Source organism: Bacillus paranthracis (assembly GCF_001883995.1).
Taxonomy (GTDB): domain Bacteria; phylum Bacillota; class Bacilli; order Bacillales; family Bacillaceae_G; genus Bacillus_A; species Bacillus_A paranthracis.
The window spans coordinates 1-21,120 of sequence record NZ_MACE01000060.1; the positions used below are offsets into that span (position 1 = coordinate 1).

The window sequence follows — 21,120 nt, forward strand, 5'->3', positions numbered from 1 at the left end:
AAAAGGTGCGAACGCTATCGTTGGTATTGACGTAGATTACGAAGTTGTTCGTGATGGAATGTTAATGGTTGCTGTAAGTGGTACAGCTGTACGTATATAAGTAAATAAAAAAACGGATCCCCTCCTTGGGATTTATACTTTGAGGGGGAATCCTGGCTCTGTTGCAGATTTTAAAGACTAAAAACAGAAGTTGATAAATCATTGTACGTCGAAAACCCACAGTTTGAGTGTAAACTGTGGGTTTTTTATAGAGGCCCCATTCCATCACTATCAGGCAAAATTTTTTCAGTACCTCCAGAACGAAATTTTGTGTTAATTTGTAACAAAAAGTTCTTTTTTTCATTTTGGGGTAATTCTGAATTCTTAAGTTGATGGGCATGGGGTACCAACGTAAAAACGCGGTTTTTATACGCTAAGATATTTTTATTAGTAAAACCCCTAACATAAAAAATAATTATTTTCGACGCCTTCTCTTTGCTTTTTTTCGCCGATTTGTTTGACTATATTTTTTTATAGGAGTGCTTTTATTTTTCTTATAATCGGGTAACTTGAGTATAAGAACAGAAATCGCAGTAAAAATGCAAAATATAAGCATTGCAATGATCCAGAGGTTAATGTCATATTCATATAACTTACTAAAATACTTTTTGTGATGAGTAATATAACTTACATTACTGTCAATTGCTTCAAGGGTGTAGGGAATAACCCAAACGTAACCAATTATCATAACAAATGTTCCAAATAGGAAACTAGTTATATGTTTTATCAAGTTCAGTTCTCCTTTAATTATGTTTTCTATATAAATTCATATAGAATATAACGTATTTCTGCAGAGATTGTCTTTATTTAAAATAATAATATAAATTTCTATTAAGTTGATAGTGCATGTGGTGATTTCATGGAAATGAATATCTATATTGAATATTTTAAAAAGCGTAGAAAGATTAAATTCCTACGCTTTTTCTTCTTAATAAATATTTACTGTTGTTCTAAATTTTTTATATAAGATTTCACAGCTTGTAATAAGAATTCTTCCTGTCCCATACCTGAACTCGCTGCCATTTGAACTATTTTCTGCTTAAATTCGTGATCTGCATGAAAAGTTAATGGCTCTACATTGCTTTTAAAATAAATTCCTTCAACATGTGGAAGTATCGTACCGGATTTCATATGAGAATGTAAGTATTTAATCTCTTCTTGAAATTGCAATGGATCAACTTGTAATACAAAAGGTTTAATTTCTAATTTAATAGTATCAGATGAAACACTCAATCGCATATTTGTGATACCTAGCTCTTTATAAAATAAATTTATTAGATTATAAGTAATGGAATTAAATAGTTGAGGTTTTTTAAATGAAAAAGATAAATACCCTCGTTTTGTAATTACAGCTTGCTTACGGAAAGGTTCAAAGGAGTAATCATGCTCTTTGTACGTGGATAGAGGGAAAATTTCTTCGTCTTCTGTAAGAATCTTGCCATCTGCTCCATTGATTTCTATTACTCTCGCTATTTTTCCGGTATGTTGATGTGTTAACAATTGATACAAATATATATCTTCATCTTGAATCTTAGTAATGAATGTTTTTCGCTCTTTTGAGGTAGTTTTTTCATAAGTAAGTTGAAAAGTTTCAAGGTCATCTTTATTAATGATATATACTTCTTTTCCACGCTTTTCAATCTTTGAAGCAGGTAGTTTTCCAGATTTGATATATGTAAAGACAGTAGATGGTGCTACATTAAGAATCCCAGCTGCTTCTTTTGTACTATAACCCTCAATCTCTTCGTTATTTTTCAAACGTTCAATATCCTCTAAATAAAAAATCTTACTACCGAATTGCTTCCAATTATCTTTATATACACATTCTATTAATCCATCTTTTTCTTTCTTTAAAATTGTTTGTACCGTTACTCCTAATAAGTCGGCTGCCTCTTTTGTCGTTACAGTAGGTTTTGTAATGAACAATAAATCTTGTGTCATGAAAGGACACCTCCATAACTATTGTTTACTAGTGTTTTAGATATGTATATATAATATCAGAATATGAGATATATTTGAAATGGGAAATAAAATTTATTAAAGTTCTTATAAATTATTGTATTTTTAAGGAATTTTAGATTTTATTAATATCTTAATTTAATTTTAAATTCATCTTCTTTGTAAAACAGATTTAAAATCTAATGTATTAACTATTAAATGATATCTATTTACTAATAATTTATAAAAAATTATATATATGTTTAGATAGAGAAGAATGTAGCGTTCTTACAGAAAGAAAATGAATTATCATTTGTATAATAGATAGAAGTGAAATAAAATAATACGTATAGATAATAAAAAGAATTATATTCATAATCTTCAATAGGAGAGGTGAATTCTAATTATGGGTAATAAGAATTCAAAAGAAAATGTACCTATTATAAACAATCAAAGTGAGTATATGGATACATATGTAGAGAATATAAGTTGCATCATTCCATTTTTGCATAACAATTGTTATGTAGATAAAGTGGAAGAGAAGATGGAAGTTGCAGAAAAAGAGGGAAAGAGTAAATATACGTATTTAAGTGATATAGAAGTCATTTATCATTTTGTGCATTTACAAAAAGATATGGATGAAAAGAAGAATAGAAAAGAGGATACAAAAAAGAGTTATGTGTCCGAAATCTTGTCATTTTGTCAGTGCATGGTGCAGCACGCAGAGGAATTCGAATTGAATGGGGAAGAGGTACAGCAAAACGACTCTTTATTAAAAACATTGCAACCTTGGCATATTCGTAAATATAATGCTTGGTTAAAGCAGGTAGAGAACGGTAGAAACGGAGATACGTACGCGGTCGCAACACTTGCGAAGAAAACAGTGCTCATTCGTTCTTTTCTAAAACATCTTCATGTATTTTCTTACATTGAAAAGCCTCTTCATGAAGAACTGCAGCGCGCGAATGTAAATGAACAGGATCGGCCAAATCGAGACCTATCCTATGATGAAGTGATGAAAATTTTAGAGTTTTATAAAGAACAAGGGCATTTAGTAAACTATACAATTTTACTAGCTCTAGCAAGTACCGGTGCAAGAATTCAAGAATTGTGCACCGCGAGAGTGAAAGACTTACATTATGACGGAAAGTATTGGTTAAAAGTCACAGGAAAAGGGGATAAAGTACGTGAACTTTTCATTCCTGAGCATTTATTCCAATGTATTAGCGAAATGAGACGGAGAAGAGGATTCCAAACTGTATTGAATTGTGGAGATGAAAGTCCTGTATTTATCAATCAAAGAGGAAACTTTTATAATCCCAAAACGTTATCAAACCAGGTAACAGATATGATAAAAAAGACGAATTTAGATTTTCTAAAGTATCGTGAAAATCCTGTAACGGCACATACATTCCGTCATGCTTTTGCAATCATGGCAGTTGAACAAGGAAATGCGGATCTATATCATTTAATGCAAACACTTGGGCATGAAAATATTCAAACAACAAAGATCTATTTAGAGAAGCATATGAAACGAAAGAATAACGTGGGGACTACATTTGCAGATATGTTGGTGTGAATTTTTAATATGAACAATTGTTTAATTATGTCTTTTTTATATAATTAAATACACATTATTTAACGAGTAAGGAGGGTTTAATTATAGAATACTAAGAATCTACACATTAAGAAATGGCCTAGAAAAATCAATAAAGGTAGAGTCCTGGCGTTCATTTAGAGAAGAAATGAATGTGTTAGGAATTCAGGATTCAGATGTGTTTCAAATTCAGTTAGTGGAATATGGTAAAGAGAGAACGAAAAAGAGTTCTCCTAAAAATAATAGAAGAAAATAGTTTACTTACGTATAAATATCATAATTAAGCACATGTTATATACAAATATAGTGGAGGTGCAATTATGAATATTCAAAGACGCGAAAGTAATACAAATGAAATTCTTATTTCTGCTGCAGCAAGTGCTATTGAACAAATGAAGTATGAAATTGCCCGTGAATTAGGAGTCACACTAGGACCTGATACATCATCACGTGCAAATGGGTCTGTCGGTGGAGAAATTACAAAGCGCTTAGTTCGAATGGCTGAGGAACAATTATCAGGACAACACAGATTACATTAAGTTAAAATAATAAAAGGAAAAAGGTTCCATAAAACGGATTCTTTTTCCTTTTATTTACATAAATATTAAAAATCATTTTTAAAAACCTAAAAATGACCACTCAGATTCATTTTTAAGGGTTTTTATTTGATGTGACAATACATTAAGTATAGAAACCCATTAAACCCTTTAAAAGTAACCTTAAGTCTGTTAAACGCTATTAAACCTAAATTCGCTATTTTTTGTTTTAAGGTGTAGTCTACAAGAATTCATCTACAAATTCTAAAATTATAGCATAAGTTAAAAGACCGATTGGTAATAAATTTCCCAATAAAACAAAAATTCTTTTGGTTAAATTCTCTTTACTGAACATTGAAATGACGCTTAAAGGAATAGCAAATAAGGAAGAAAAAAATGTAACTGATATAGAAACCTTTAAAATAGATACTATATTTTCATTTGAAGTCATTGCTAACATATATAAGGATATTGGTAGAATTGTAATTGAAGTTAATGCTGTTAAGAATGAAATTTTAGTAAACACCCTCAAATTTTCTCTTTTCAAAAAATCCCCTCCATTTACTAAAAATAATGATAGTTCATTTGGAACTTTGTTACAATGAACATTAAGAGAAAATTTAAACCTGAGAACATATAGGAAAAAAGCTTTAAAGGGTGTGAAAAAATCGCTTGGAATAGAACTGAAAATGGAGGGACTAATTTGGTTAAAACTCTTATCTTCGATATTGATGGTACAATTTTAGATACAGAAAAAGCAATATTAAAATCGTTACAAAGAATTTTGAAAGAAGAATTAAATGAAGATTATACATTAGATGCATTGGACTTTGCATTGGGTATCCCCGGGAAGGAAGCTTTAAAAAAATTGAATGTGCCTAATATAGACGTTATTCATCTAAAATGGAGTAAAGCTGTATTAGCTTATAATCATGAAGTCTCCGTGTTCAAGTCAATTGAAGATATCATTGGTATGTTGTCTCTAAGTACTATAAAACTAGGCATTGTGACATCGAAAACTAAACAGGAATTAATAGACGAATTTGAGCCATTTGGCTTAAGTAGTTATTTTGAACATACAATTTGCGCATGTGATACGGATAAACATAAACCACATCCTGAACCTTTATTAGCCTGCTTAAAACGATTAGATGTTCCTTGTCACGAGGCAATCTACATTGGAGATTCTATATATGATATGCAATGTGCAAAAAGTGCTGGTGTGAAATTTGCTCTTGCCTCGTGGGGATCAAAAACAAAAGATGCTTTTAAAGATGCGGAATATATTTTACAAGAACCTAAGGACATTTTAAAATTAATATAAACATACAGGCAGGCTTTTTAACTTTTTGAGAGACAGAAATAAAACTATTATAATAGGAGGTTTTGATGATGGAAAGGGATTATTATTGAAAAAGATAACAAAGGGATTGAAAGAGTGAATCGAATCAATTATGAAATTGCTGTTCTTCAATCACTTCGAACTCGACTTCGTTGTAAAGAAGTTTGGATTGAGGGGGCTGATCGTTATCGAAATCCTGATGAAGACTTACCTCAAGATTTTGAAGAACGTAAAGAAGAACATTTTCAAGCATTGAAAGTACCTTTGGAAGCTGATCTGTTTATTTCAGAAATCATACGGTTAATGAAGGAAAAGTTAACTCTATTGAATCAAGGATTCGAAAAGAACAGTAATCGACAAGTTGTCATTACGACGAAAAATAATAAAGGTTGGATTCGAGTTTCTCCTTTAGAGAAACAGCCTGATCCTCCCCATTTGGCTCAAATTAAAGGTGAAATCAAGAATCGATGGTCAGATATTAACTTATTAGATTTGCTAAAAGAAACCGATTTTCACACAGAATTTACGAAGCATTTTAAGACTACGGCAGATCGAGAGATTTTAGACCGAAAAATAATTCAACGTCGACTTCTTCTCAGTTTATTTGGCCTTGGAACCAATACAGGTCTGAAAGCTGTCTCTGCTGGAAGCAACACTGATAGTTATCGGGAACTTCGATACATCCGTCAAAAATTTATACATAAAGATCATCTACGTAAAGCGAATGCAGAGGTTACGAACCATATCATTTGCAACCGTATGAAAGAAGTATGGGGAGAAGCTACTACGGCATGTGCTTCCGATTCAAAACATTTTGGATCGTGGGATCAGAACTTGCTGTACGAATGGCATCCTCGTTATAAAAGACAGGGCGTTATGATCTATTGGCATACAGATCGAAAGTCAGCTTGTATCTATTCACAGCTTAAATCCTGCCTTTCTTCGGAAGTTGCAGCTATGATGGAAGGGGTTCTTCGTCACTGTACGGACATGGAAGTAGATCGAAATTATGTCGATACACATGGGCAAAGTGTCGTTGCTTTTTGTCATCTACTTGGTTTTAAACTGATGCCACGCTTCAAAAATATTGGTTCTCAAAAATTATATCGTCCGGAATATAGAAATCCCCTTGTTGACTATATTTTAAATATAATTAATAAATATGGTACGTGAAATTTTATAATGTGCGTAGAGATGAGATTATATTTAACACAATTAGGGAAGAATGGCATATAAGATGATGGATTAAATACATATACTTTTATTAAAATGGCGGAGTGTTATTAACGCAGTTTCTAAAGAGTTTAAGCAGACCATAAACGCATTAAGTTCTGCCAACACATATTTAGATTGCTTAGTACAAACTAAAACGTATCTGCACTTTCTAATACTTATCATACTTTGTATTATTACTGTTTACATACCTTTTCCATCATTCATGCTTAATTATATAAATGAATTAGATATACGGATGCAATACTTAATTAAATCTTTTTATTTTTCTTTTCCCATTTCATTAGTTTTCCTATTTATAATGAGGGATCAACGGTTTTTGTTTTCTAAAAAAATCACTTTCCAGCAACTAAAAATTTCTTTTTTCTGTGCTTTTATTATTTATGCTATTATGTTGTTATTGTTAGCCGTACTAATATCTTTTACAACATTCAGAGGAGCATCTCATCCCATTGGGAATGAAGGGATTACTAATATGCTTCACAAAACACCTGGTATTGCAATTCAATTAATCGGAGAGAACATTATGTTTGTCTCTATATTGTTTTTTTGGCATAAGATCATACGCTCATTCATAATAAGCCCCATAGCTTCAATTACAGCCTCTTTAATATTATCTGGAAGCTCATTTGGATTACTCCATCTCTCTACGTATAACTATAATTGGATACAATGTTTAACTATCATTGGGATTCCAGCTATCGCCCAAATGATTGTCTTTCTAATATTTAAAAATATTCATATGGGATACATACTACACTTCAATTACAATATAATCATTATACTTTTTAGCTATATAGCTACAATTTAAAATAATTTACCACTGAAAATAAAAGAAAAGGTACCCCTGCTGCAAGGTACCTTTTCTAAGGGGTATAACTCATTAGCTAAGCGGCCGTTGGTCAAGTATACCGCCTAGACTATTACATGAGTTATGTTTTTATTATACATTGATCATATCAAAAATATTATCATTAGTGAAATTAACTTTCATTATTTTTTAATTTTAAAGCTGCCACCATAATAATAATTTTCTCCAAGTTTCATAACAGCTACATATGATCCTGGATCTTGAACAGATGTAATAGGTGTTACAAATCTACAATTCTTTTTCGTTTTAGGGGGTATTTTGTTTTGTTAGCTTGATAGCGATGTGCCTGTACCCCACATCCATCAACTTAAGGATTTAGACTATTCTTAAACTTAAAAGCACGTTACTTTTCTCTTATGTTAATGAGAAAGGGTGACGTGCTTTTTATGAATATGCATCAAAAACAAGAGCTGTCTTTATTTGCCGAAGAGTTATATCGATATATGTCTCCCGCTACACTTAATCAATTAGCTATAGAAGCAGGTGGAATGAAACGAAAATGTAAGTGCCATGGGCACCATTTTTTATCTTTGTGTGTATGGTTAAATCAACAAATCGCTACAACCTCTCTTACTCAACTTTGTAGTCAATTAGAAACTTCAACAGGAATTTTATTAAGTCCTGAGGGACTGAATCGACGATTTAACTCGGCTTCTGTAGCCTTCTTTCGAAATGTATTTACTACACTTCTACAAGCTAAAATTGGAGGATCATCTACAATTTCTCATTCTCTTTCTGCTTACTTTAAGCGGATTCGCATCCTTGATTCTACAACCTTTCAAGTTCCAGATCGATTCGCAGCTACTTATCCTGGTGCCGGAGGCTGTAGTCATACAGCTGGTGTGAAAATTCAATTAGAGTATGACTTGTTGAGCGGAGAGTTTTCTGATGTGAAAATTGAACCAGGAAAACGAAGTGATCAGGCATATGGGGCGACTCGAATGGACATGACACAAAAGAATGAACTATATATTCGTGACTTAGGGTATTTTCGTTTACAAGACTTTAAATCGATCCAAGATAAGGAAGGGTATTATTTATCGCGTCTTAAATTACCAACTAAAATATATAGAAAAGAATTCGAAACAGTGGTATTTAAAACAAAACCTGCTCAATTGAGACCGGTATATATACAAATTCATTTGGAAGACATCATGAACCAATTACAACCTGGCCAAGTGTATGAATTACATGATGTATATGTAGGGAGCAAAGACAAACTACCCACTCGCATTGTGGTTTATAGATGTACAGAGGAGCAAAAACAGAAACGTCTACATGATCGAGCTATTCGTGAAAAGAAAAAAGGGATTACATATACAGAGCGTACGAAACTTTTACAAGGAATTACGGTATATATGACAAACATTCCTACGGAATGGGTACCGAAAGAGAAAATCTATGATTTATATTCACTGCGTTGGCAAATTGAGCTGTTATTTAAAATATGGAAATCTTGGTTTCGAATTCATCGTTGTAAATCTATTAAACAAGAGCGATTAGAATGCCACCTTTATGGACAACTCATTAGTATCCTATTATGTTCTTCTACTATGTTTAAAATGAGAGAACTCCTGTTACGTAAGAAACAGAAAGAACTAAGTGAATATAAAGCGATGTACATAATTAAAGATTATTTCTTACTTTTTCATCAAGCACTACATAAAAACACCCAAGAATTATCAAAGATTCTCCTTCGTCTGTTTAACCTCCTACAGCGAAACGGACGAAAATCTCACAGATATGAGAAAAAAACAGTCTTTGATATTTTAGGTGTTGTGTATGAGCATACCACTTCTGCCCATCAGGTAGCATAGCGAAAAATTTGAAACCCGTCAGGGTTTATTTGATGTGCCTACTTTTATAACATCTATAAAAGATAATAAAAAACTACGTGGAAAGACCGCATTTTGTATAAAAATATACGTTAAGTTGATGGATGTGTGGTAGGACCCCATTAAGGTATTTGTTTTGCTTACAATCATAGAAGGAAGTACTGCTTGCATTCCATTTAACAAACCTAACATATTCACATCATACTTTTTTGATGTGACCACAGGAAATCCTTCTTTTGTTGACCAACATCCTATATTAGGTTGCGCATGCATTGCTAAAATAGGATTAAGCCGGGTAAGATATAATTATTTTTCTAAATAGTCTACTTTATAATTATTTAATCCGTATATTTTGTTTTTAGGGATAATGATTTTGTTTAGTGTTATACATATTTCTTTTCTACTGTATAAACCTTGTCTCCTCCATGAATAATAAACAAGGGATCTAATTTAGCTGCTCTTTGTAATAAAAGTTCGAATTCACCACCCATCTTAAAACAGCTACCTTCAGGTCCGTTGCATCTGCTGTCTTCAAAAAACACAAAATTAAATTTATTCTTACAGTGTAATTTTTTCATTCATTCTTTCAGTAAATATTCTGAACGTCCATGTAGTGTCATAAACATCTTTTCCTTTCATAAAAATCAATAATCTATCTTTTTAATTACATGAAGATTAATTGTTAAGTTAATCAAAAAAATAAAGGTTCTATAATGAATCTTGAGAAGCAAAAATAATTGAAATCATTTGAGTATAGAGATGAAAAACTTAGATGTTGGGAACTTGTTTTTTGTGGCATCTTCAACCAGTGATGTATAGGTGCATCTTCTATGCCTCGAGATATCGCTATCCAAACTTTCTTTTCACACAGTGGGCTTATTTGGATTTTAAGTGATTTGATATGAGATTTATTGTGTTAGCGCCTTTACTAATTTTTATTGTATATAAGATAAAATGAAGGAATGGTGGAAATGAAATGTCTTTTTAAAGTTATAACAATTGCGCTTATAGCTGGGGCTATCAGCGGTTGCTCTGAGTTAGCGGAGATAGAAGAAAGAGGCTTTGTAGTAGGTGCCGCTTACGATATTGTTAAGGAAAAGAAATCTAATCCAATTATGAAAGGGACGTATCAAATGGTACTTCCCAGTAAGTTAACGCAAGAAGGTGGAAAAGGCGCAGGGAATAATTATATTGATGTGAGTGCAAAAGGAGATAGTGTGTTTGAACAAATACGAATAATCGCTAAAAAGATTAGTCGTACTTTATTTTTTCCACATATACAAGTAATCATTTTTTCTGAAGAATTACTATCGAATCCAAATGTTTTACAAAATACGTTAGATGTATACATTCGAGATCATGAAATGAGAAGAAATATTCGTCTATTTGTTTCTGAGAAAAATGCAGAAGCAATCTTGAAACAAAATGCAAAACCAGAAAATTTACCGGCACAGTATATTGATATGCTAGCTGAACACCCTCCTAAAAATGCTCAGATGGTTGAGGCAGCAAGAATTGGTGACGTGCAGGAAAAGATAATTTCAAACCGAAGTTTTGTACTACCTGTCTTAAAACCTACAAAACAGGGGATAGAAATGGATGGGGCTGCGTTGTTTCGTGGGAAGGATAACAAGTGTGTTGGAATGTTAAACGGCGAACAGACAGTGGGAATAAACTTTATAATCGGTGAAAAATTAGGAGGTTATTTTACCATACGTAAAAAGGACCAGCTTATTACATATGAAATTCATAAGCTACACCGAAAAATACAGGTATTTACTGAAAATACTACAAAACCGAAGTTTGATATTCATCTATTTCTCGAAGGTGCTTTAGCGGAGTTGCATTTTAGTGATCATAAAAAATTCATGAATGAAAAACGCTTAACGAAGGATATTTCAAAAGAGGTGGAACAAAGGATTCAAAAATCAATAAAGCTTGTTCAAAAAAAATATAAGGTAGATGTATTAGCGTTAGGAGAAGTATATAAGCGGCATAATTATAAAAAATGGAAGAAAATACGTAAGAATTGGGATCAAGGCGAAAATTATTTTAGTGATGCCCAAATTAATGTTCATGTTCATTCAATAATTGAACATTCAGGTTCAGCTTTACCCAAGAAAGTAAAATGAGTTAATTTGATTGGTTACCGAATTAGATATTAGCTGCCAAATATCAATACTAGCTATACCCCGTATTATATATTTTATTTTCATAACTTCGATTGCTTCATATACATTACCTGTATTTCTTACATAAATTATATAAGTGAACAAGCTTTTACACTTTTCTTCCAATTTCACCTTTTACTTTTCTTAATATTTTCTTTTCAACTAAAAAATTGACTGAATAATTTTTTATCAGAGGTTTGAAATAGATTAAGTAACTAGAGGTACCATGTCAAAAAAGCTTGTAATTTGGATAACATCCAAATTACAAGCTTTTTATTTTTTATTTAATTACTGCCACCAAATCCAAGCCCAAAGGTAATTTCTTATATTTCGAGGAGTAATGCGAATGAAGCGTTCACCGTCAAAGAAGCAATTTAAATTTGGAAGTGTTTCATCTGGATTTTCTGGAACAAAGGTGACGATGTTCTCGTTACTTGTAACGGTTACTGTAATTGGTGGATCGGTAGGCGAGACTTGAAGTTGTAACGAAATATTGGCCGTATTTTTAAACTCATTATTAACAGGTGGACTTATTACTTGTACTGTGAATAACACGATAATTGTTTCGTTTGGCTCTAAATTAGTGGCAACTAGGAAACCGATATTCGGATTCGCTAGTGGAGAGCGTTCACCGTTAATAAAGACAGTGCCGTTTATAAATTGTAAACCTGCTGGAATAGTATCTTGTAACGAAATATTTGAGAGTGAAATTTTGGAAGTATTTGTAATGCGTACCGTGTAATCAAAATATTGATTTAAATAAGCTGAGCTGACGGAAGCATTTTTCGTGACTGTTGTAGTTATAAATTGAACTGGTATACGAACAATATTTGAATTAACAATGAAAGTAATAATTGGATCCTGTGGTGTCAATTGAAAAGCAGCGGTAACTGTTGCAGAATTTATAATTGTACTGTTTGAAGGAATAGAAGTTACGAGGACTTGAAATGTTATAGTTGCTACTGTACCTGCAGATAAAGAACCAATATTAATACCAGTGTCTGGACGAACATTTGGAACCGAAGTACCGTTAATAGTTACGCTGTTTTCTATAAATGTTGTACCAGCTGGAATTGTGTCTATAACAGAAGTACTAATTGTCGGAATTGTGGAATCATTAAATACCTCTAATGTGAATGTAATAACATCTCCTATAACGACGATAGATTTGTCTGCTGTTTTCTCAATGTTAATTATTGGCTCGATTAATGTTGTTGTAACGGTATTTGTTTGCTTTGTAATTGTAATAGGTGGTTCATCTGGATCAATGATAACGGTATAGGAAACAGTAGCATCGTTATTAATTGTAGGTTGAAGAGTAGAAGAAGATATTGTCACTTGGAACGTAATAATGACAGAGTCATTAGGAGCAAGATTTCCTAACGTAATACCATTTTCCGGATTCTCATTAGGCTGATTGATTCCGTTAATCGTAACACTACCAGCAACAAAAGTCGTATCTATTGGTATGGTGTCTATAACAAGAAGGTCTTCAATCGTTACATTACCGCTATTCATAATCGTAATTGTATACGTTAAAGTTTGAGCAGGTAAGGCATTCGTTACATCAACAGATTTTATGGCAATGACATTATCATTTTGGACAGTAGTTGTGACGGTATTTGTTGTAGTCGTATTTGTAACGGGTACGTTATTTGGGTTGACTATATAGTTAAAAGTAGTAATTGCGTTGTTGTTTAGTTCATTTGGTGTTGGAATAGTAGTCACAGTTACTTGGAATGAAACGATAGCATCTCCATCTACAATTATAGTACCAATTGGTATGCCGCTTACTGGATTCACTCCTGGAAGAGTTTCTCCGTTTACAATGACGCTATTTTCTATAAACGTAGTACCTTGAGGAATCATATCTTGAATGATTACATCATTTACTGCAACATTACCGGTTTGATTTAGTGTAATCGTATACGTTAACGCATCACCAACCGTTGCAAATGCAAGGTCAACAGTTTTATTACTATTCAAAGTCGCATGATTAATTGTTGTTACGGCAGCTGATGAAATAATAGTTTCGGTAATAGGCGGCTGGTTTGGTAACGTGTATTGGTATTCAATTGTACTCGTATTAGAGATTGGATTTGTTTGCGGAATTGAAGTAACCCGTACTTGGAATAGAATAGTTGCTGTCGTATTAGGCGGAATGTTATCAAGTTGTATCCCGCTAAGTGGATTATCATTTGGACGAGCGCTTCCATTCACAATAACACTATTCTCTATAAAGCTCGTATTTGCTGGGATGATATCTGTAACGATAATATTTTCCACTTGTATATTCCCATTGTTTGTGATGGAAATAGTGTAAGGGATAATCGTTTGTAGGTCAGCGTATTGGATAGGCGTTGTTTTTGTTGCAATTATATTAGCAGAAATAACTTCAGTGAAGGTAATATTACTAGTTGATATTTGTTCTTCGCTATTAATTGTATAACGAGAAGTGGATTGATTTTGAATACGACCACTAGCAGCTGGAAGAGATACCACAGTAACGGAAAATGTGACTGGGATAGAAGTGTTAGGAGCAATCGTTCCTACAAGTATACCAGTACTTGGATTCGCGTTAAGCTGAGGAATATTATTTACTAAAACGCTACCGTCTATAAAGGTTGTTCCAATAGGAATATTGTCTGTAAATACAACAGCAGTGGCATCTGTATTCCCTGTATTCGTTAAAGTTGTTGTATAAGTTAAAATGTCACCAATTGTTACAGAAGTTAAATCAACGGTTTTAAGTGAAACGATATCAGCATCATTAATTTGAACGAAAGTAGTGTTGGAAGTAGTCGATTTTTGAATTGGTGCAAAATCAGGGTTGAAAATAAAGTCGTAGACGATGTTTGCAGTATTAGGTGTTGGGTTTACAGCAGGTAAATTTGTAACGGAAACTTGGAATGTTATTGTTGTCAATTGACCTGATGCGATATTAGGAATAGAAAAGCCGATATTTGGATCTGCTGCAGGAAGTACAGTGTTGTTAACTGTTACACTTCCCGGAATAAATACAGTTCCATCCTCTATAATATCTGTAAAAAAGATGGAGTTAGTTGTAGTAGATCCATTATTTTGAATGAGTACTGTATATTCAATGGTTTCATCAATAGTAGCTAATACTGTATTAGCGGATTTTGTAGCGATAAGAATGGCATCAATAAATTGTATATTTGTAGTATTGGAAGATGTCGTTTCTGAAATTGGTGGCAAGCTTGGGTCTGGCTGATACTCATAGTGGATGACGGCGATATTATTAATGTTATTTTGAGAAGGTGCAGAGACTACATTTACTTGGAATGTAACGATAATTGTATTGTTTGGAAGGATAATATCAAGGGTGATTCCGGTAATTGGATTTTCGTTAGGTCTTGGTATGCCATCTACAAGGATGCTATTTGGAACGAATGTGGTGCCAGCAGCAATGGCGTCAATGAGGAGAGTATTTGTAATAGGTACTGTACCAGCGTTTGTAACTGCGACTGTATAGGTGATGATTTGACCGATACGTGTAATAGATCTGTTAGCAGATTTAATTGCACTAACATTTGCTGTCCGCACTTCAGTATTTACTGCATTTGATAACGATCTACGCTGAATAATCGGAGAACTAGGGTCAATTTGGTATTCATATGAAGTGTCTGAAATGTTAATGACTGTGTTGCCCTCTGGTATATTTGTAAGTTGTACTTGGAATGAAATAGTAACTGTTTCATTTGGTTGTATCGTGCCGAGGGTTACTCCATTTTCAGGGTTCACACCAGGCTGAATCACATTATTTATTGATAAGCTATCTTCAATGAATATAGTACCTTCTGGAATGTTGTCAATGAACACCGTGTTGTTAGCTGGAACAGTTCCTATATTTTGTAGTGTGTTTGTGTAGGTAATATTTTGCCCGATGGATACGAAAGTAACATCCGCCTGTTTAACAGAAATAATATTTGCATTTTGAAGTGATGTTGTAACGATATTAGAATTTGCAGAGCGATTCACTGGTGGAGCTGTAGGAATACTTACATATTGGTAATTTACAGATGATTGATTTACAATTTCGGTTTCAGTAGGTGGATTATTTGTTTGTACTTGAAATAGTATTGTTTTGGAACTATTTGGTGGAATTGTTCCAATTGGTATTCCGTTTTCAGGATTTGCATCAGGCTGAAGGACACCGTTAATTGTGACACTGTCTGGAACGAATGTAGTCCCAGCTGGAATAGAATCTGTAAAAGTAATATTTATTGCGTCAACATTTCCGGTATTTTTCACTTCAGAAATATAAAGTATCGTTCCACCAATATCTACAGTTATTGGATTGGACGTTTTTGTAACTGTCAATTGTGCTTGCACGAAATTTGTAATGACAATATTACTTGTAGATGTTTCAGTAATAGGCGGTTGCCCTGGGTCTGGTTGAATTGTATATGTTGTATTAGATTGATTTGTAATCAATTGTTGTGAGAACGGATCGTTAATAAGAATTTGGAACGAAATAAGGTGAGTAGCGTTTGCTGCTAGGTTAGGCAAAGTAACACCTACATTTGGATTGGCACCAAGTATAGTTGTTCCGTTAAGTGTAAAACTATTGTCTACGAATGTAGTCCCTTCTGGAAGCGTATCTGAAAATATGAGATTCGTAGCTGGAATATTTCCGGTATTTTCTAGCGTTATCGTATAGGTCAAAATATCACCTGTTGTTGCTTGTTGTGCATTGACTGCTTTTAAAGAAAGAACATTCGCATCCGAAATTTGTGTGAAAGCTGGATTAGACGTAATTGTTCGAGAGATGATAGGAGCAGTTGGATCAGCGATAAAAGTATAGTCAATACGAGCTATATTAGAAATTGGATTCACGCTTGGAATGGATTGAACGATAACTTGGAATGTGACGGTGACGATTTCCGAAGGTGCAATGGAGTTTAATGAGATCCCTACGTTTGGATCAGTACCTGGAGCTGAAACACCATTAATGGTCACACTATCCGGAATAAATGCAGTTCCCTCTGGGACCAAATCTGTTAAAGTAACTGTATTTGCAGTTGTATTCCCGTTATTTTGAACGACTACAGTGTAAGTGATTGTACCGTCAGTAGACTGTACGAGGGAATCTGTATTTTTAATTACAGATAGTGATGCATCAACGACAGCTGTATTAACCGTATTAGATGAAGATGTTGCTGTAACTGGAGGTTGACTTGGGTCGACAATATACGTGTAACTTGTAAGTGCTTGATTTATAATCGCTCCTTGCGGTGGAATAGAACTTGCAAGAAATTGGAACGTAATCGTAGCGGAATCACCTGGTGCGATAATACCAACTGGAATACCGAGAGTTGGACTTGCATCTGGAAGTGAAATCCCGTTAAGCGTGACACTATTTGGAACAAATAATGCTCCTTCAGGAACTCCGTTAATGAGTAATACAGAATTTGCAGGGAAGTTTCCAGTATTCGTTAATGTTGCTGTATACGTAATGATATCTCCGATAGATACGATTGTACGATTTGCTTCTAAAACAGTTGTAACAGTCGCGTTATTAATTTGTGTGGAAGCACTATTAGAAGTTATTGTGCCTATAATCGGAGGAGCTGCCGGGTCAACGATGAATGCGTATTGAATAGATGCAACGTTTGTAATTGGGTTTGAAGGTGGAGTAGATGTAACTATGACTTGGAAAGTAACGGTTAAGGAACTACTCGCGTTAACGGTTCCGATATTCACTCCGTTATTAGGATTGGCACCTGGAATGGTACTTCCATTTACAGCAAAACTATTTTCAACAAAGGTCGTTCCTCCTGGAATGAGGTCTGAGAAATTTACATTCGTAGCGTTTGTATTGCCGCTATTTTGAATTAAAACTGTATAAGTGATTGTGTCTCCAATATTCGCAAAGGCTGTACTAGCAGTTTTTACAGCTAAAAGTATTGCTGTATTAATAGAAGTAACAAAGACGTTCGTTTCCACGTTGCCAGGCTGAGCTTGTAATGCATTGCCTACGTTATATTGGAAGTTCACAAATGCTAAGTTTTGGAGTTCAGGAGTGAATGTTGTTGGATTGCTTACAATTTGAACTTGGAATATGATTGTTACAGTTTGATCTGGATTGACTGTATTTATGCCAATACCGCTGGTGATAGAAGCGGATGGTAATGAAGTACCGTCAACAACAACTGATCCTGCAACAAATTGTGCCCATGAAGGTAAAGGGTCTGAGAAAACAACGTTGTTAGCTGGAATATTTCCTGTATTCATAATCGTAGTTGTATACGTAATCGTATCACCAATCGTTGCAAAAGTTTTATCTCCTATTTTAATCGTATTTAAAATCGCACTTTCAATTTTTGTTGTAACGTTGTTAGAAGTAATATTTTTTGAAACTGGAGGATTAGCTGGATTAACAATATGTTGAAAGCTAACGCTAGCTTGATTCGTAATTGGATTTATAGCTGGAATTTCATTGGCAATAATATGAAATGCCACAATGACAGATTCGTTTGGCGCAATATCACCAATTGGAACACCTGTAATAATATTTGCATTTGGAATGGTAGTTCCGTTCAATGTAAAGCTATTCGGTTCAAAGGAAGTTCCGTCTGGAATAAGATCGGTAAAAATAACATTCGTTGCACTAACATTGCCGCTATTTGTAATTGTAACGGTGTAGGTAATATCCTGCCCGATATCTACCGTAGATACATTTGAATTTTTTTGTGCAGTAAGAATAGCACTATTAATTTGTATGGTCGTTGTATTAGATTGATTGGACGTTGTAATAGATGGTTGGCTAGGATCAACGACATAATGATATGTGATAGAAGCAGAATTAGAAATAGGATTAAGTGTAGGAAGTGTGGTAACAGTTGCTTGGAATGTGACGATTGCTGCATTACCGCCGTTAATGGCACCAATATTTACACCAGTAGATAAATCAGCGTTTGGAATGGTTTGCCCATTAACTGTGAAACTATTTGGAACGAAACTTAAATTACTATCAAGAATATCGATAATAGTTACATCAGTTGCAGCCGTATTCCCGGTATTAGGGAGGTTAAGTGTAAATGTTATTGTATTACCAATATCCGCGAAAGTAAGATCTGCTGTTTTTGTGCTAATAATAGTTGCGTTGTTTATTTGAAGAAGCGTTGTGTTGGAAGTAGCTGCACTCGATACTGGAGGGTTAACAGGATCAACAATAAACTCATATGTCGTTGCTGCTGTATTCGGTGCTGGATTAATAGGTGGAATGCTGTTCACCGTAACTTGAAAGACGATACTATATATTTCATTTGGTGGAAGTGTTGCAAGTAATACGCCTGTATTTGGATTCGCATTCGGTTGTAAAACGCCATCGACCGTTAATGTGTTAGGAACAAATGTGAGTCCACTTGGTAATGTATCTGTGAATACAATATTAGTTGCATCGGTATTGCCTACATTGGTAATAGAAGTAGTATAAAAAGCAGTTTGCCCGATATCTGCAAAGGATACACTTTCATTTTTCGTCATAGACAATATTGCTTCGTTAATTTGGGTTGAAACAGGATTACTAATTGAAGTTTCTGCATCAGGTGGTGAGACTAATTGATACGATGTTGATGAGAAATTTACAATTGGGTTTTGGTTTGGTAATGATGTTACAGTAACTTGGAACGAAACTGTTACTGTAGTCCCGGCTGTTATTGTCCCAATATTCACACCGTTCGATGGATCCGCCCCACTTTGAGGAACTCCATTAATAGAAAATGTGTTTGCAATAAATGTAGTGACGCTTGGCACGGTATCTGTAAATATAACATTTTGTGCGGATGAGTTTCCATTGTTTGTTAAAACGACAGTATAAGTGAGTGTGTCTCCAATATGACTAAAGGATTTATCGACTTGTTTTAATGAAAGAATGTTAGCTGTATTAATCGTAGTAAACACTGTGTTTGAAGTAGCACTTCTTGAAACAATAGGTGCATTGGGATCAGCGATAAATGTGTAAGAAGCAGTAGCGGAATTGGCAATAGGATTTTGAACAGGGGTAGAAGTAGCGGTCACTTGAAATGCTATAGATATTGAGCTGTTAGGAGCAATTAATCCAATTGTAATACCTGTATTAGGGTTGAGCCCGATTTGTGTGATGCCATCTATTGTAACGCTATCAGTTATAAACGTCGTACCATCTGGTATGAGGTCAGTGAAAGTAATATTCGTAGCGTTTGTATTACCGCTATTCGTTAAAATTGTCGTATAGGTAATGGTATCACCTAGTGTTACAAGTGTTTGATCTACAGATTTCACCATCGTTATCATAGCATCTAGTACCGGGTTTGTAACGATATTTGTTGAAATAGAAGTTGTAATAGGAGTTCCGTTTGGATCGACAGTATAAGAATATAAAATTGTGTCATTACCCATAATCGAATTTGAAGGGGGAACAGAAATAACATTTACTTGGAAAGTAACAGTTACTGTTTCACCCGGTGCGATATTTGGTATAGTTACTCCCAGTGCTGGTTGTGCACCAGACTGCTGAACGCCATTTATCGTGAATGAATTTGGTATAAAGGTAATGCTAGCTGGAATAGCGCTTGTGAAAGTAATATTCGTAGCGGCTGTATTTCCTGTATTTGTAATAGTAGTTGTATACGTAATCATATCTCCAACTGAAACGATAGATTTATCAGCACTTTTTTGGGTTGTTAAAATTGCACTATTAATAGTTGTCGAAACAGCATTAGATACATTCATTTGTGATACGGAAGGTTGGCTAGGGTCGACCACATATGAAAATTGTACAGAACTAGAATTAGAAATTGGATTTATACTTGGAATATTTGTAACAAGTACGTTGAGAGTAATCACAGCCGTTCCGTTTGGATTTATATTTCCAATCTGAATCCCGTTAGCTGGATTTCCGATCTGCTGTGTACCAGAATCGTTTGTAAGAGTGCCAGATATGAATGTCGTTCCGTCAGGTAAAATATCTGTGAAAATTATATTTTGTGAAGTAACATTTCCAGGGTTACTTAATGTAATCGTATAAGAAATTGTATCGCCAATTGTTGCGAAAGTTTTATCTACAGATTTAACAAGTGTAATTTCTCCGGAATTTATTTGTGTCGAAACCGGATTGGATGTCGTACTTCTTGAAACGAGTGGTAAATTAGGTCCTGTCATAAATTGATAATCAATAGAAGCGCCATTTACAACTGGTGAGTTTGGCCCCCCAGGTCCAATTGTGAAAATTGGATTTGGAATGCTAACTACTTGCACGCGGAAGGTAATGTTTGTAAAATCTCCTGCAATAATATCCCCAATTGGTACCCCATTCGCTGGATTTACCCCAGGTAATAAAACCCCGCCTACTCGAACGCTATCCGCTATAAACACTGTATTATTTGGAATCGGATCTGTAAAAATGATATTCGTAGCAGTTGTGTTTCCTATATTCTCCAATAAAACAGTATACGTTAAAAATGAATTTCCAGGTGCTACGTCAGAAAATAGTCGATCCACACTTTTCGTTGCTTGAATAATCGCTTCGTTAATTTGAACTAAAGTTGGATT

General features: G+C 34.1%; 13 protein-coding genes and 3 pseudogenes. 9 read left to right on the forward strand and 7 right to left on the reverse strand.

Translation table 11 applies throughout. The features are described from left to right. The coding region (locus BAQ46_RS22885; protein WP_084638402.1) for a heavy metal-binding domain-containing protein at positions 1 to 100 on the forward strand (100 nt) is incomplete at its 5' end. A gap of 354 nt (positions 101 to 454) precedes the next feature. Here the strand turns inward: BAQ46_RS22885 and BAQ46_RS31150 are convergent. Both BAQ46_RS31150 and BAQ46_RS22895 read right to left on the reverse strand, forming a co-directional pair. Continuing rightward, complete coding sequence (locus BAQ46_RS31150) at positions 455 to 769, reverse strand: hypothetical protein (protein WP_000589782.1); 315 nt, start codon at positions 767 to 769, stop codon at positions 455 to 457. A gap of 209 nt (positions 770 to 978) precedes the next feature. After that, positions 979 to 1,980, reverse strand: coding sequence for a helix-turn-helix domain-containing protein (locus tag BAQ46_RS22895; protein WP_000189821.1), 1,002 nt, complete (start codon positions 1,978 to 1,980; stop codon positions 979 to 981). 403 nt (positions 1,981 to 2,383) lie between these two features. Between BAQ46_RS22895 and BAQ46_RS22900 the strand changes: the two genes are divergently transcribed. The 3 genes from BAQ46_RS22900 to BAQ46_RS22905 all read left to right on the forward strand — a co-directional run bounded on the left by BAQ46_RS22900 (position 2,384) and on the right by BAQ46_RS22905 (position 4,113). Next, positions 2,384 to 3,556 (forward strand): tyrosine-type recombinase/integrase, encoded by a 1,173-nt coding sequence (locus BAQ46_RS22900; RefSeq protein ID WP_000527114.1) that lies wholly within the window; start codon positions 2,384 to 2,386, stop codon positions 3,554 to 3,556. Between the two features lie 88 nt (positions 3,557 to 3,644). Then, positions 3,645 to 3,830 carry a hypothetical protein gene (locus BAQ46_RS31155; RefSeq protein WP_234712127.1) on the forward strand — a complete coding sequence of 62 codons (186 nt, stop codon included), beginning with the start codon at positions 3,645 to 3,647 and terminating at the stop codon, positions 3,828 to 3,830. A 64-nt stretch (positions 3,831 to 3,894) separates the two neighbouring features. Next, positions 3,895 to 4,113, forward strand: coding sequence for an alpha/beta-type small acid-soluble spore protein (locus tag BAQ46_RS22905; RefSeq protein ID WP_001025787.1), 219 nt, complete (start codon positions 3,895 to 3,897; stop codon positions 4,111 to 4,113). Between the two features lie 238 nt (positions 4,114 to 4,351). Here the strand turns inward: BAQ46_RS22905 and BAQ46_RS22910 are convergent, their stop codons facing one another. After that, positions 4,352 to 4,657 (reverse strand): hypothetical protein, encoded by a 306-nt coding sequence (locus BAQ46_RS22910; protein WP_000817947.1) that lies wholly within the window; start codon positions 4,655 to 4,657, stop codon positions 4,352 to 4,354. A 156-nt stretch (positions 4,658 to 4,813) separates the two neighbouring features. Here BAQ46_RS22910 and BAQ46_RS22915 point away from each other — a divergent pair, with 156 nt between their 5' ends. The 3 genes and pseudogenes from BAQ46_RS22915 (at position 4,814) to BAQ46_RS31590 (ending at position 7,496) form a co-directional block, all read left to right on the forward strand. Beyond that, complete coding sequence (locus BAQ46_RS22915; protein ID WP_000241162.1) at positions 4,814 to 5,434, forward strand: HAD family hydrolase; 621 nt, start codon at positions 4,814 to 4,816, stop codon at positions 5,432 to 5,434. 69 nt (positions 5,435 to 5,503) lie between these two features. Then, a pseudogene (locus tag BAQ46_RS22920) lies at positions 5,504 to 6,568 on the forward strand (Tn3 family transposase); the annotation flags it as partial. Between the two features lie 166 nt (positions 6,569 to 6,734). Further along, on the forward strand, positions 6,735 to 7,496 hold the full coding sequence (locus BAQ46_RS31590; RefSeq protein WP_071742858.1) for a hypothetical protein: 762 nt from the start codon (positions 6,735 to 6,737) through the stop codon (positions 7,494 to 7,496). Between the two features lie 182 nt (positions 7,497 to 7,678). Here the strand turns inward: BAQ46_RS31590 and BAQ46_RS22930 are convergent. Continuing rightward, positions 7,679 to 7,786: pseudogene (locus BAQ46_RS22930) on the reverse strand (DUF5065 family protein); the annotation flags it as partial. A gap of 156 nt (positions 7,787 to 7,942) precedes the next feature. On the opposite strand from BAQ46_RS22930, the gene BAQ46_RS22935 reads away from it, so the two are divergent. Then, positions 7,943 to 9,373 carry an IS4-like element ISBce2 family transposase gene (locus BAQ46_RS22935; protein ID WP_001055907.1) on the forward strand — a complete coding sequence of 477 codons (1,431 nt, stop codon included), beginning with the start codon at positions 7,943 to 7,945 and terminating at the stop codon, positions 9,371 to 9,373. 18 nt (positions 9,374 to 9,391) lie between these two features. Here the strand turns inward: BAQ46_RS22935 and BAQ46_RS22940 are convergent, their stop codons facing one another. Together BAQ46_RS22940 and BAQ46_RS22945 are read right to left on the reverse strand one after the other, a co-directional pair. Further along, positions 9,392 to 9,613 carry a hypothetical protein gene (locus BAQ46_RS22940; protein WP_000258785.1) on the reverse strand — a complete coding sequence of 74 codons (222 nt, stop codon included), beginning with the start codon at positions 9,611 to 9,613 and terminating at the stop codon, positions 9,392 to 9,394. A 161-nt stretch (positions 9,614 to 9,774) separates the two neighbouring features. Continuing rightward, positions 9,775 to 9,969: a hypothetical protein gene (locus BAQ46_RS22945; protein ID WP_012477922.1), complete on the reverse strand. Its 195-nt coding sequence runs from the start codon at positions 9,967 to 9,969 to the stop codon at positions 9,775 to 9,777. A gap of 393 nt (positions 9,970 to 10,362) precedes the next feature. Here BAQ46_RS22945 and BAQ46_RS22950 point away from each other — a divergent pair, with 393 nt between their 5' ends. Continuing rightward, positions 10,363 to 11,523 carry a Ger(x)C family spore germination protein gene (locus BAQ46_RS22950; RefSeq protein WP_000649885.1) on the forward strand — a complete coding sequence of 387 codons (1,161 nt, stop codon included), beginning with the start codon at positions 10,363 to 10,365 and terminating at the stop codon, positions 11,521 to 11,523. A 327-nt stretch (positions 11,524 to 11,850) separates the two neighbouring features. Here the strand turns inward: BAQ46_RS22950 and BAQ46_RS22955 are convergent. Continuing rightward, positions 11,851 to 21,120 (reverse strand): annotated as a pseudogene (locus BAQ46_RS22955) (cell surface protein); the annotation flags it as partial.